Annotated in this window: 14 protein-coding genes and 1 tRNA gene; 6 read left to right on the top strand and 9 right to left on the bottom strand. The window is 45.0% G+C overall.

From position 1 onward, the window contains the following. Positions 1-45: 45 nt before the first annotated feature. A complete protein-coding gene (locus C511_RS0114230) occupies positions 46-441 on the bottom strand; it encodes a DUF1573 domain-containing protein (RefSeq protein ID WP_024995665.1) in 396 nt (131 codons plus the stop codon). Positions 442-569: 128 nt separating this feature from the next. On the opposite strand from C511_RS0114230, the gene C511_RS0114225 reads away from it, so the two are divergent. Next, entirely contained in the window at positions 570-1706 is a 1137-nt protein-coding gene (locus C511_RS0114225; RefSeq protein ID WP_024995664.1) for an aldose epimerase family protein, read from the top strand. Here C511_RS0114225 and C511_RS0114220 read toward each other — a convergent pair whose 3' ends face one another. From C511_RS0114220 to C511_RS0114210, 3 genes are read right to left on the bottom strand one after another with little or no spacing between them, the layout of a single operon-like run. Continuing rightward, a complete protein-coding gene (locus C511_RS0114220; RefSeq protein WP_027318315.1) occupies positions 1707-2309 on the bottom strand; it encodes a DUF4923 family protein in 603 nt (200 codons plus the stop codon). Positions 2310-2311: 2 nt separating this feature from the next. After that, on the bottom strand, positions 2312-2911 hold the full coding sequence (gene yihA, locus C511_RS0114215; protein WP_024995662.1) for a ribosome biogenesis GTP-binding protein YihA/YsxC: 600 nt from the start codon (positions 2909-2911) through the stop codon (positions 2312-2314). A gap of 4 nt (positions 2912-2915) precedes the next feature. Further along, positions 2916-4367, bottom strand: a complete 1452-nt coding sequence (locus C511_RS0114210) for a sodium:solute symporter (protein ID WP_024995661.1) — start codon at positions 4365-4367, stop codon at positions 2916-2918. Positions 4368-4490: 123 nt separating this feature from the next. Here C511_RS0114210 and recR point away from each other — a divergent pair, with 123 nt between their 5' ends. The 3 genes from recR to C511_RS0114195 are packed head-to-tail and all read left to right on the top strand — an operon-like array spanning position 4491 to position 6142. Next, complete coding sequence (gene recR / locus C511_RS0114205; protein ID WP_024995660.1) at positions 4491-5108, top strand: recombination mediator RecR; 618 nt, start codon at positions 4491-4493, stop codon at positions 5106-5108. A gap of 38 nt (positions 5109-5146) precedes the next feature. After that, positions 5147-5590: a hypothetical protein gene (locus C511_RS0114200; RefSeq protein WP_024995659.1), complete on the top strand. Its 444-nt coding sequence runs from the start codon at positions 5147-5149 to the stop codon at positions 5588-5590. Positions 5591-5614: 24 nt separating this feature from the next. Beyond that, positions 5615-6142: a GNAT family N-acetyltransferase gene (locus tag C511_RS0114195; protein ID WP_027318314.1), complete on the top strand. Its 528-nt coding sequence runs from the start codon at positions 5615-5617 to the stop codon at positions 6140-6142. Positions 6143-6148: 6 nt separating this feature from the next. On the opposite strand, the gene C511_RS0114190 is transcribed toward C511_RS0114195, so the two are convergent. Both C511_RS0114190 and C511_RS0114185 read right to left on the bottom strand, forming a co-directional pair. Beyond that, positions 6149-6739, bottom strand: coding sequence for a YqgE/AlgH family protein (locus C511_RS0114190; RefSeq protein WP_024995658.1), 591 nt, complete (start codon positions 6737-6739; stop codon positions 6149-6151). 98 nt (positions 6740-6837) lie between these two features. Next, the gene (locus C511_RS0114185) at positions 6838-8154 is read right to left on the bottom strand and encodes an aminotransferase class I/II-fold pyridoxal phosphate-dependent enzyme (RefSeq protein ID WP_024995657.1); all 1317 of its coding nucleotides are present in this window, start codon (positions 8152-8154) and stop codon (positions 6838-6840) included. Positions 8155-8424: 270 nt separating this feature from the next. On the opposite strand from C511_RS0114185, the gene C511_RS0114180 reads away from it, so the two are divergent. Continuing rightward, positions 8425-8498 (top strand) — tRNA-Asp (locus C511_RS0114180). A 178-nt stretch (positions 8499-8676) separates the two neighbouring features. Here C511_RS0114180 and C511_RS0114175 read toward each other — a convergent pair. Next, complete coding sequence (locus C511_RS0114175; protein ID WP_034782554.1) at positions 8677-9324, bottom strand: YiiX/YebB-like N1pC/P60 family cysteine hydrolase; 648 nt, start codon at positions 9322-9324, stop codon at positions 8677-8679. A 379-nt stretch (positions 9325-9703) separates the two neighbouring features. Between C511_RS0114175 and C511_RS0114170 the strand changes: the two genes are divergently transcribed. Next, on the top strand, positions 9704-10570 hold the full coding sequence (locus tag C511_RS0114170; RefSeq protein WP_024995656.1) for a DNA/RNA non-specific endonuclease: 867 nt from the start codon (positions 9704-9706) through the stop codon (positions 10568-10570). 16 nt (positions 10571-10586) lie between these two features. On the opposite strand, the gene C511_RS0114165 is transcribed toward C511_RS0114170, so the two are convergent. Together C511_RS0114165 and C511_RS0114160 are read right to left on the bottom strand one after the other, a co-directional pair. Further along, positions 10587-11966 (bottom strand): aldo/keto reductase, encoded by a 1380-nt coding sequence (locus C511_RS0114165; RefSeq protein WP_024995655.1) that lies wholly within the window; start codon positions 11964-11966, stop codon positions 10587-10589. 20 nt (positions 11967-11986) lie between these two features. Then, positions 11987-13483, bottom strand: a complete 1497-nt coding sequence (locus tag C511_RS0114160; RefSeq protein WP_024995654.1) for a 4Fe-4S binding protein — start codon at positions 13481-13483, stop codon at positions 11987-11989. Between the last annotated feature and the right edge of the window lie 91 nt (positions 13484-13574).

Genomic DNA, 13574 nt, shown 5'->3' with positions numbered 1-13574 from the left:
AAAGGAGAATCAAAAGATTCTCCTTGGCTTGTTATTTATTATCTCTTATTTAGCATCTTTGGCTGTCATGTCACCTTCAATGTATAACCGTAGCATTTCTGTTTTAGCATTGGTGCGAAGTGTGATTGATTTTTTAAAGTGACCGGGATACTTTCCGGTTCCGTTGTAGGTTACTTTTATGGTACCTTTTTGTCCCGGTAGTATCGGTTCTTTGGTGTAATCGGGAACGGTGCATCCACAAGATGCCACTGCCTGATGAATAACCAGAGGCGCATTTCCAACGTTGCTAAAGGTAAAAGTACAACTCACTACAGGACTATTTTCTGAAAATGTTCCGAAGTCATGTGTTGTCTTATCAAATTTGATTTCTGCCTGGCTTTGAGCAGACGCATAGGCTACACCCATTACCAGCATAACAACAAAAAATAATATTTTCTTCATATTCATTTCACTTTTGGTATTTTATAATAGACAAAGGTAGACGTTTTTTTTAGAAATATTCCCGTATATTTGCGAAATTCTATTAAATATGACAAATCAGTCTGTAACAAACTTCAAACAAGAGTAAAATGATGAAAAAGATAACACTACTATCACTCATTTGCCTGAACGTGCTGGCTATGGCGTGTACGGGAAAAGACCAACAAACACTGTCGGGATTGCGTCCGGCCGACTTTCAGCGAGAGGTTAACGGCCAACTCACCAATCTCTTTGTGCTCAAGAACAGTGCCGGAATGGAAGTCTGTATAACAAATTACGGGGCACGAGTAGTTTCAGTGATGGTACCCGACAGGCATGGTAAGTTTGAAGATGTAGTCTGTGGATTTTCAAATGTAGATGACTACATGAATAAAAAACAAAACTTCGGAGCAACCATCGGACGTTACATTGGTCGTATTTTAAATGCTCGTTTTACCTTAGATTCCGTTACCTATCAGCTAAAGGCAAACACCGGTGCACATTGTGCTCATGGAGGTGAACCCGGCTTTGCTTCACGCATCTGGCAAGCCGATCGTTTGGATAACAACTCTTTAAAGTTGAGCTACTTTTCGCCCGACGGAGAGAATGGATTTCCCGGGAACCTGACTGTGGACGTTTATTTCACGGTGACCGACAAGAATGAATTAGACATACGCTACGAAGCCACCACAGATAAACCTACCGTTCTCAACCTTTCTAATCATTCATTCTTCAACATATCAGGAGATTTCAGCCATACGGTCGAGAACCAGAAGCTAATGATTGATGCCGATCGTTACACTCCTTACGATTCAACCAAATGTGTGACGGGTGAAATGCTGCCGGTGACTGCTACACCGTTCGATTTCCAATCACCCCGCTACGTTGGTGACAGCATTGATGTTAACTGTTTGCAGCTGAATGTTACCGGCGGTTATGACCACACGTGGGTGCTCAATACGCAAGGAGACGATACTCGTTTGGCAGCCCGCATAACAGATGATGCAAGCGGCCGCACCATGGAAGTTTACACCACCGAACCCGGATTGCAAATTTATACGGCCAATGGTTTGAAAGGGAATATAACAGGCAAAAAACAAACGGTTTACGGCAAGCGTTGTTCCATTTGTTTTGAAACACAGCACTTTGCCGATAGTCCCAATAAACCACAATTCCCGTCAACTGTTCTTCGTCCGGGTGATCGGTACCGGAGTCACACCGTTTATCGCTTCGGCGTTACTCCATGATTATTTTTTTTTCATGTCAAACCCAAGTAACATACCATCGTAGGTTTTAGCAATTGAACTAACAGTTTTCAGCGTAGTGTTAGTTGATTTGCCTCCCATGAAGGCCAATATCTTTAGTAGTTTATCAGCATCAAATAGCAAGGCCATTTCTCCCGACGAATAGTCGACTTTAGCACTTGTTCCCAATAGCTGTAAGTACTTTAAAGTAACCTTACCTGTCGAAGCATTATAAGAATAGCTTCCGCTCATGGTTCGTTTCCCAACAGTGCTGGTAAATGTGCTGTCAGCATTGAACGTAAAGTTCATGGTGCCTGGCTTGATTCCTACTTTGGCTAATTGTGTGTTCATTTTGTTTTCAACTGCTAATGAAGCCACTGCTCCGCCCGCCTGCCTTAATAAGTCAGATGATTCAAACTCAACAGCTGAACCAGTATAATTCCACACTCCAATTAAGTTGACTGTCTCTTTTTTACCTGTAATGCTATTTACCGCTTTACTTATATTATCCAAATTGAATATATCTGTTATGGACTGCGCTTGCAGCGGTAATACAGATGTTGCAGTAATTATTGCAGCAATCCCAATTTTTTTTAATGAATACATGTTTAATAAACTGATTTGTTGATACTTTCTATATAGTCGAGAATTTCTTTCCTTCCCATACGAGTTTCCGCTGAGGTAACGAAGTAGGGGGGGAGTTCTTCCCATTGTTTTTTGAGCTTGCTCAGGTAAGAACTTACATTGCCGTTAATTCTTCCGCCCGAAAGCTTATCTGCTTTGGTGAATACAATAGCAAAAGGAATTCCGTTCTCGCCCAGCCATTCCATAAATTCCAGGTCAATCTTTTGAGGTTCCAGTCTGCTGTCAATGAGCACAAACAGATTGGTCATCTGTTCGCGTTCCAATATATAATCTTCAATAATCGTTTTAATCTGCTCTTGACCTTTTTGTCCCCTGCGAGCATAACCGTAACCCGGCAAGTCAACCAAATACCAGCTTTTATTAATCAGGAAATGATTAATGAGCATTGTTTTTCCGGGCGTTGATGAAGCCATGGCCAACCCTTTATGCGCGGTGAGCATATTGATGAGACTAGACTTACCTACGTTTGATCGCCCGATGAAAGCATATTCCGGAAACACGCCGGCCGGACATTTCTTCACGTTGGTGTTACTGATAATAAATTCAGCGCTCGATATTTCCATTGTTCTATGTTGTTTTATTAAAATTATTATTTGACGAAAAAAACCACAAGCCTGCAAAGGTAAGCATTCCGTTTATCATAAGCATCTCATAACCAAATTTATATCCCAAAACTCTTAACGTCATGCTATCGGCCAGGTAACAAATTACCGGAGCAGCCACCGCTATGTAAGGCACATACTTATCTTTAGTATTGCGTTTAGTGAACAGTCCGAAGGCGAACATGCCCAGTAGCGGACCGTATGTATAAGAAGCAATTACGTAAATCGTATCAATCACACTGCTTTCATTGACCACACGAAAAAAGCAGATAAACAGCACCAGCAAGACAGAAAACAAAACATGCACTTTGTTCCTTTTTCGCAAAGCAACCGCTTCGACGTCTTTTCCCGTCCGCAAAATATCCACGCAAAAGCTTGTTGTCATGGCAGTCAGTGCCGAATCAGAATTGCTGAATGCAGCAGCAATAATACCGATGGTAAAAAGCACCAGAACCCCTTCGCCCAGATAACCCTGCGTAGCAAACATCGGAAGAATATCATCGTTTACCGTCGGCAAAGCAATGCCATCTTTGCCTGCAAGAGTAATGAGTAGGATGCCTAGACACATAAACAAAAAGTTAAGCGGTACAAATGAAAAACCATAGCAATACATGTTTTTCTGCGCCTCCCTGAGGTTTCTGCACGAAAGATTCTTTTGCATCATGTCCTGATCCAAACCGGTCATCACAATCACAATAAAGATTCCGCTGAAGAACTGCTTGAAAAAATTTTGTCTGGAAACCCAGTCGTCGAATACAAAGATACGACTGTAACTACTTTCAGATATGGTTTGAACAATACCGCCAAAGTTGAGTTGTAAATGGCTCACGGTCACAAAAATAATACTAACCAGTGCCGCTATCAGGCAGAATGTTTGCAAGGTATCCGTCCACACAATCGTTTTAATGCCGCTTTTGTGCGTGTAAACCCAAACCAAAGTAACCGCACCCGCAGCTATCGTCCAGAAAGGAACCCCCATAGCACTAAAAACATACGTATATAATATAAGACATACCAAATAGAGCTTGGCAGCCGTTCCCAGCATACGCGACAATAAGAAAAACAGAGAACCTGTGCGGTAAGCCCTGTTCCCGATGCGCGTTCCCAAGTACGTATAAATACTGGTGAGATTGAGTCGGTAGTACAACGGAAGAAGAAGATGCGCCACCACCAGATAACCGAAAAAGAAACCGAGTACCGTTTGCATGTACGTCATATCCATTCCTCTTACCATGCCCGGAACCGAGACGAAAGTAACTCCGGAAATGGAAGCCCCTATCATTCCAAATGAAACAACATACCAGGGAGATTTATTTTCTCCTTTGAAAAAAGCAGCATCCGAGCCGCCCTTCCTACCGGTGATACGAGCTATAATCAACAAAACGGCAAAGTAGCAAATGATGGTGATTAGTATCATAACTTCGATGTTTCGGGCAAAGATAACACTTATTTCTCAATTGGAACTTCATATTTCACTATTGATTGTTATCTTTGCGGATGGTATCAGATTGTAAACCATGATAAATAAGTAAACAAAAAAGTGAACCAACAATATTCATCCCTGCTTTTAGAAAAGGCAGTCAGCGAGTTTGCCAAACTACCCGGAATAGGAAAGAAAACAGCTATGCGACTGGTTTTGCACCTGTTGCGACAAGACACGGCAACCGTCGAAGCATTTGGTAATTCCGTTATAACACTTAAACGCGAAGTGAAGTATTGCAAGGTTTGTCACAACATCTCCGACACAGATGTGTGCCAGATATGTGCCAATACTCAAAGAGACAGTTCCACCGTTTGTGTCGTTGAAAACATACGAGACGTGATGGTCGTTGAGGCTACTCAGCAATACAAAGGCTTGTATCATGTACTGGGAGGAGTCATCTCTCCGATGGACGGAGTAGGACCGGGCGACCTTCAAATAGAAAGTTTGATTAATCGAGTAAAAGACGGCGGCGTGAAAGAAATCATTCTGGCGCTGAGCACCACCATGGAAGGCGATACAACCAATTTCTACCTGTACCGCAAACTTGAAAAGAGCGGAGTCAAACTGAGCATCATCGCAAGAGGCGTGTCTATTGGCGACGAACTGGAATACACCGATGAAATCACTTTGGGACGAAGCATCGTGAACCGCACCGCATTTAACGGCACAGTATAAATAAGTATCATAACCAAACCTTTTTTTAATAGAACACAATGGATTTGAATAGTACATCCTTATATAAAACGCTGAAAATACAGTATGTTGTTTTCTGGGCTTTACCCTTCCTTATGATGATTGGGTTTGAAACCGATTTATTGCCGGTAGGAATTTATGCCGATGATGCACGCATGCAATACTTGCTTGAAACAGTCGGCATATTGTCCGCTATTGCCATAGTACCCGTTTCGTTGAAACTGTTTGCCTACGTATTAAAGAAAAAGATTGATCCGGCCGATATGCTTCGCGCTTTTACGTTATACGCTCGTTGGAGTGCCATCAGGTTACTGCTTCTTGAAGTTGTCATTCTGATCAACCTGTTTATATATTACCTCACATTTGACAGCGTAGGCGGACTTTGTGCCTTGATTGGTGCCACAGCATCTTTTTTTTGTATGCCCGGTAAAACCAAAATACAGAAAGACTTAAATTTAGAATAGGATAACAAGCTTATAACACACCCGATGAAGAATTCTTTTTTAGTTAATGATAGAATCTATCTACGTCCGGTAGAACCCGAAGACCTGGACATTATGTATGTGATGGAGAATGACCCGGCCTTTTGGGATATTAGCTGTCTCACCGTGCCGTACTCCAGATACATTTTAAAAGAATACATTGAAAACTCGCAGAGTGACATGTACGCCGATAAACAAATCCGTTTGATGATTATTCGCCGTGACGACGAAGTAACGCTTGGAACTATAGACATTACAGACTACGCCCCCCTTCATGGAAGAGGAGCCGTAGGCATCGGTTTACTTGAACCCTATAGAGGCATGGGATATGCGGCAGACGCTCTTGCTCTTTTGTGCGAATACGCTTTTGAGTTTCTTCGCTTCAAACAACTCTACGCACACATACCCGCCGACAATGAAGCCAGCCTGAAACTCTTTGCCGGAAACGGTTTCGAGCAAAGCGGCCTGCTAAAATCATGGCTGGTATCCGGTCAAAGTTATAAAGACGTAGTTATTATGCAACGCATTGTGTAGCGAAACTTAGTTCAACGAAGGTATTTGAGGAAACCGCGCCCACGTTTCGTACTTGCTGCCGAGCTTACTCAATGCCTTTTGCCACATGCCCTCCGTGTTATAATTTAACATAGATTTCACATCGCTTTTACCAATGAGCCACGTATTATCTTGTATCTCCTGATGAAGTTGCTTCAATTCCCAACCCGAATAGCCTAGGAAAAAACGAATGGAGCCTCTTAACGGATTTCCTTTCACGATGTAATCCCTGATGACCTCAAAGTCACCATTTAAATACAGCTTACTCGAGATGGGCAAAGCGTCCGGAACATCCGGAATGGTGTGCAGATAAAACAGTGTATCGGTGGCCAAAGGCCCTCCTTTATATATAGGAATACTTTCTACGTCTTTAAAATCCTTGATAACGTCATTCAACAAAATGGGAGCCATCTTATTCAAAACAAGTCCCATACTACCATCAATTGTATGATCAATGAGCAGAACAACAGACCGCCCGAACATATTGTCAACAAGGAATGGTTCCGAAATCAGTATCTTTCCGCGTGACGGTGCCACGTTATTAGATTCTATTTTTAGTATGTCTGAGTTAATCTTCATGCCCCTAATATATACATAATTTGTTAGGAGCAAAAAGAATTACTCTTTTTTTTGATTCGCTTATTAAAAGTTTCTAATCATTGAAAGTAAAGCCGGACTTACACAACCGGATGATTTTCGGCAAAAATAGCCATTCGCTCTTCCAATTGCGTATATTGATGATCTTTGATGAACGACGTACAGGCACGCAAACCTTCCTGCTTACTGCCGGTTGTTACCAAAGAAATGGCACTAACGCCGTAATACATCAACTCTTTGGCCAGCACACCGCTTGTCATTCCCGGATAACCTATGGTGAAATAAAAACCATCCGCCACGGCATCGCCCAAATCATTGTCGTACACCAGATAAAAACCGTAGCGCAAAAAAATCTCTTTCAGCTTTTGCGCCCGCTGACCGTACACCTTCACCTCGTTGAGGAACTTGTACTCCCCGTTGCTTGCTGCTTTCATCATAGCCGCCATGGCATATTGAGCCGAGTGACTGGTGCCCGAAGATAATGCGTAAAGCACCCGGTGAATGAAAACAGTACCGAATGTACCTCCGCCGTATCGGACTTCAAAGCCGGGATAAGCACGGTGGTACAGTTTATCGGATATGCAAGTTACCCCAATTCGTTGTCCGGCATAGCTGAAAGCCTTTGAACCCGAAATCAGAAGAACATAATTATCAGTGTAATGCGCTACCGAAGGTTGGAAAGGCGCTTGGAAAGGAGTGCCCATATCACTTCTGAAATCCATGGCGAAATAAGCCAAGTCTTCTAGAACAATGACATCATATTGAGTAGCCAGCTCGCCAATAATGCGTAACTCTTCATCTTTTAAACAAATCCAGCTGGGGTTGTTCGGGTTAGAATAGACAATGGCCGAGATGTTTCCCTTTTGCAGATAACCCTCCAGCTTCGCTTTGAGTTTATCACCGCGGAAATCATAAACGTCAAACGTTTCGTATTTTTGTCCCATCACCACCAATTGCTGTTTCTGCACGGGAAATCCCGGATCGATAAAAAGAATCGTATCTTTTTGCGGATTACATTGGCTGCAAGTTAGAAAAGAAGCAAAAGTGCCCTGCATGGAACCCGTAACGGGAACACACCCTTCGGGGCTGATGTCTACGTTGATAAAAGCCTTTACAAAGCGAGCCGCTTCCTCTTTGAGGGCAGGCAATCCGTTAATGTCGGGGTACAAACTGGCAATTCCGTTTTGCAAAGCTTCAATTTCCGCCTGCACTCCAACGGCCGACGCCGGTAATCCGGGCACACCCATTTCCATTTTGATAAACTCAATGCCCGAAGCCTCTTCAGCCTCTGCTGCTATGGCTTTCACTTCACGAATAGTCGCTTTAGAAAAATCGGCAATGGCAAATTTCTCAATTGCCTTATCGATTACGCTCTTGCTGATTGGTGTATTTCTCATAATATATTTGTTCTTTGTCAGTACGAAGATGATTAAATGTGTATGCAAAAGTACACTTTAATCTTTTAATATCCATCTGGAACGATTGAAAAAGGAGATTATTTGTGTGCTTAATGGCTTGAACCGAAAAAATCTTTTTATTGTAATACCTTAGTAATCAGAGCACTTTTAAAAAAGATAAAAAATAGTTTTCTCAAGGTATTGCAGAATTCAGATAAATGTCTACCTTTGCATCCGCAATCGAGAGAGATTACGAACAAAAGAAATAATGGTGCGTTAGTTCAGTTGGTTAGAATACATGCCTGTCACGCATGGGGTCACGGGTTCGAGTCCCGTACGCACCGCAACAAAAAAGCTCCGAAGGTTTTAGACTTTCGGAGCTTTTTTGTTATAGTCTATCGCAAAAACAGTTTGAATAAACTTTCATTATTCTTCAATTTATTATTTAACTAGCTCAATATAAGCACTTTAGAACATAGATAGAAAAATTACTCAGTGTAATGAGTAAAATTACTCAATGTGTCACAACTCCCCAAGAACCTCAATCACATCTGCTTTTGACATGGCTCCGGGGTTGATTCCCGGTTCACCTTCGGGGATAGGCTCCCCCAGCTTTTTATAATACTCAACCCATTCGGGAGTGAAACCCTTGCTTCCGGGGGCTTTGAAAGTCATGGTGTTCAGCGTAAACACGGGGACGTTTTGGTTGGCCTTAAGGAAGATTTCGTATATCAGCTCGGAGCAATAATACATGTCGTTGTTGAGAATAAAGGCGCTGTCGTAGTCTTTGCCAACAAGCCGACGGGCTTCTTCAATGGCTTGCGGGATAAGTGATTGGAAACGTGGTTTCATTCGCGCTAGTACGGAGACGGGCGGACAGGCTTTCTCTGCTTCGGGATGCAGGAACTCTTTCAGCGGGGTGATGGCTACACGCGGACGGGTGGCTTCAACCACAAAGGTGTCTTTTTGATGAATCCATACGATTCCTACATGCGTAAACTGATAACCGGAAATGCTGGTGGTAACTCTTTTAATGGCATCGTTCATGGTGCCGCGACACGACTCCTGAAATATTAAATCGCCGTTGCGCAGGGGAGTCGCAGCGCGGGCAACTGAGCAGCTGATGCTTATTGCTACCAGCATAAACAGGGCTCTTATGGTTTGTTTCATGGGTGCTTTCTTTTTTTTGTTACCACAAAGTTAGCATAAATATAGTAAAGACTATGCTAATTGGGCACTAGTAGTAAGCCATTTCTTAAAGAAGACTAGTTCGTCATCGCATGCCATGCCATTCGTCACGGGTAGCGGTGACTGTTGTCCCCGCATGCGGGGCTATTCGTCACAGGTAGCGGGGACGAACTGTATATAAAGAAGAAATGGCTTAGTTTGTACGGTGTATTGCCTTAGTATAGGCGCTGTTTTTACTTAGCTTGTTTGTGGTAAAAGGAGATTTTAGGCCGGCTTTCTGTTTCTGTTGTAGGCGAAATGTGTTACCTTCGCACTGGTTTTACAAAGCGGCAAAGGTTTGTTGCGTAACGGAATGACTGGTATGGGTAAAAAGAAGAATAGCAAAGCGAAATTTGTATGGATGGTAGTTGTTGCCGGATTGTTTTATCTGGCTCAATTCGCATGGAATGAAATACCGGATGTTACCGATGGCAAGAGGGTTTCTCTGAATAAAGAGCAGGCAACAGCATCTGCTTTGCCCATGAAAGTGGATGATGTGATTGAAATTCCTGCCCGGCTCACGGATCGTCCGGAACTCATTTTGGTGCGCAAGGGTTACACGGTTTCTTACAATAAAAAGACGAAATTGCCGAATTGGGTTGCGTGGAAGCTAACACCCCAGCGGTTGGTGGACAGGGAGAGCCGGACGAATGATTTCTTGCCCGACCCGGATTTGAGTCCCAACGAGGCGGTTACCACGGATGATTATAAACGTTCAGGTTATGACCGCGGGCACATGTGTCCGGCAGGCGACAATAAATGGACGCGCATGGCTATGGTCGAGAGTTTTTATATGACTAACATTTGTCCGCAGAACAACAACCTGAACAGGGGCGACTGGAAGGAGCTGGAAGAGGCGTGCCGGGAGTGGGCAAAGGAGAGCGGGGCTGTGTACATTGTGTGCGGACCGGTTTTGTATGACCGCCCGCATAAAACCATTGGCAAGCATAAAGTGGTAGTTCCCGAAGCGTTTTTTAAGGTGGTGTTGTCTTTAGGCGACCATCCGAAGGCGATCGGTTTTATTTATAAAAACACATCGGGCAATCATCCGCTCGATGCTTATGTGAACTCGGTTGATGAGGTGGAGCGCATCACCGCCATCGATTTCTTTCCGGCTTTGCCCGATGAGGTGGAGAAGAGCATAGAAGCGCAGAAAGATATCAATGACTGGGTATTTCCCTCGAATTAACTCAACCGAGGGGTCCTTATAAGGTGTTTTGCTTGAGCTGCTCCACAAAGGCATCAATGCGATGAAGCTCTTCGGGTATCTCAATGCTTTGCGGACAGTGGGGCTTGCATATTTCGCAACCTATGCAGTGGCTGGCCTGTCGCAAGCGGGGCACCGTTCTGTCGTAGCCCACCAAGAAGGCCGTTCGCGCCTCACGATAAATAGGATCTTGCTGACTTTTGGGTACATTGCCTTCGTTCACGCATTTGTTGTAGTGCATGAATATGGTTGGTATGTCTATTCCATACGGGCAAGGCATGCAATATTTGCAGTCGGTGCAGGGTATGGTGGGGTATTTCAGCAGGATCTGCGCCGTTTCTTCGAGGAAGTCTTTCTCTTCATCGGTTAGCGGTTCCAGTGGTGAATAGGTGCGAATGTTGTCTTGCAGGTGCTCCATGTACGTCATGCCGCTCAACACGGACAGAACGTTTTCGGGCGATCCCGAGAAACGAAACGCCCAAGAGGCCACGCTGGCTTCGGGACGCCTTTCTTTGAGGCGGGCTACCAGACTGTCGCTCAGCTTCGTTAGCCGACCGCCCAGCAGCGGTTCCATAACCAAGGCTCTGATTCCTTTTTTAACCAGCTCGCCATACAAATAATCGGCGTTGACGTTGAAACCCGATGCATGCTTCCAGTCAACATAGTTGAGCTGAATGAGCACAAAATCCCACTTGATGTCCGATGCCAACAGGTAATCATACACTTCCACTTCGCCGTGAAAAGAAAAGCCGAGGTTGCGTATGCGTCCCGCTTTGCGCTCATTGAGCAAAAAATCGAGCAGGCCGTTATCAAAATACCTTTCTTTCAAAGCACTGATTCCTCCGCCGCCAACTGCATGCAGCAGGTAATAGTCAATGTAATCTGTTTGCAAGTCTTTAAACGACTGCTGGTACATGGCGATGGAATTCTCGCGGCTGTAATTCTGAAAGTTCGAGAGTTTGGTCGAGATGAAGTACTTGTTGCGCGGATGTCTTTTCAGCGCGATGCCCGTAGCCTTCTCGGACAATCCCTGCACGTAAACGGGCGATGTGTCGAAGAAGTTCACTCCGTGGGCAATGGCATAGTCAACTAATCGGTTCACCTGCTCCTGGTCTATAATTTCTCCTTTACCGTCGGGTGAAGGCATGGTGGGCCAACGCATGCAACCGTAGCCCAAAAGCGATACGCGGTCGCCCGTGCTGGGGTTGATGCGGTAGGTCATTTTATCTGTGGGCACGGGCAGTTGGGCACTGCTCTTGCTGCTTTGTTTCTTGTCTGAATGGCAACCATATAATAAGGTGGTGCCGGCTGCCGCACCTACGCCCATCATTTTTAGGAAATGGCGGCGGTTGATTTTATTTTTATCTTGTTCTTTCATGTTCAGAATCTTTCGGAAGATTATATAACTCGGTGCATTTCGTGGCCTTCCACGTAGATGGCGCTAAACGGGCGGGCGGGACATAAGTTCTCGCAGGCTCCGCAGCCGATGCAGCGCTCGGCGTTTACCACCGGTATCTCCAATGAATCGGGGGCTTTGCTCGAAGGAACCATCAAGATGGCGCCGGCCGGACAATGACGGGCGCAGTTTCCGCATTTTACTTCGTCGGTTATCACCACACAATTGGCTTTGATCCATACGGCGTGTCCTATCTGCGTAGACGATTTGTCGGCACGGCTGATCAGATCAATGGCGCCTGTGGGACAAACTTCGGAGCATTTGGTACATTCGGGGCGGCAATAGCCTCTTTCGTACGTCATCTCGGGTTGCATCCAGTTGCTGAGTTTTTGCGAAGGCAGTAATATTTCGTTGGGGCAAACCGTTACGCAGAGCTGACAGGCGGTGCAATGTTGTGCCATGTGGTGCAGGCCTCGGGAGCCGGGAGGCACAATGGGAGTGAGGCGGTTGGGCACTTTCTTGTCTTCAATGGCCGCCAGTCCGCCATCTACCTTTTTCTCTTGGGCTTTCAGAAAGGAGGTGGTGGCAATCAACGCCGTGAGCGATAGGAAATCTCTGCGGTTGTTCGGACTGCTTTCTGCCTGGGTGGCCGGCGTTTCCGCAAGAACCGGCTGGGTTGCCTTAGGGGCATGTGCGTAAGTGATGGCGCCTTTGGTGCAACTGTTCAGGCAGTCCATGCAGGTTACACAACGACTGTAATCAATGCTGTGCTCTTTGGTGTTGATGCACGAGGCTTTGCAATTGCGTGAACAAAGTCCGCACGAATTGCATTTATCGGTATTTATAATCGGTTTGAGGTAGGAGTATCTCGATAAGAAGCCCAGAAAGGTACCTACCGGACAAACGGTGTTGCAATAAGTTCTTCCGTTTCGCCAAGCCAACACGCTGACAACGACCAGTGTTACGGCGGCGGTAATGAGGACGGACAGGCTTCTGATCCATATATTTGTGTGATAGAACGCGTAGCTTTCCATCCGCTCAGCGGCATCGGCCAGCAGGTTGTTTATCCACAAATAAACAGGATTGAGGAGGTTTGACGCTATTCTTCCGAAGGCGCTGTAGGGATCGAGCAAGGCTACCAGTGAGCCGACTCCGGCTACCAGGGCAACAATAAAAAGAATCAGCACGCCATAACGCAATCGGTTCATGGCCGGCGAATAGGAGAAACGTCTTTTCTTACGCTTTCCGGCTATCCACGAAACAACATCTTGGAACACACCCAGCGGGCAGATGACGGAACAATATATTCTGCCGGCGAGCAACGTAAGCAGAACGAGGAACAAAACGACACCTACATTCATTGCCAGTATGGCAGGGAGCAGCTGTATTTTGGCAAGCCAGCCCAGCCAGGGGTGCAGCGTGCCTGTAAAATCAAGAAAAAGCAGTGTGATAAGTACAAAACACACCACGGCGGCAATAAGCCTGACAGTTCGTAGCATCATGTTTTTCTTTCTAAAAAATCAATAAGGTTGGTAACTTGTATGGAAAACCGTTATACATGGACAAAAATAAAGCTTTTTGATTGATAAA

Origin of the sequence: Bacteroides graminisolvens DSM 19988 = JCM 15093 (assembly GCF_000428125.1) — a bacterium.
Taxonomy (GTDB): domain Bacteria; phylum Bacteroidota; class Bacteroidia; order Bacteroidales; family Bacteroidaceae; genus Bacteroides; species Bacteroides graminisolvens.
Note: the sequence above shows the minus strand (reverse complement) of the source record. Positions and strands in the feature narration are given on the sequence as shown.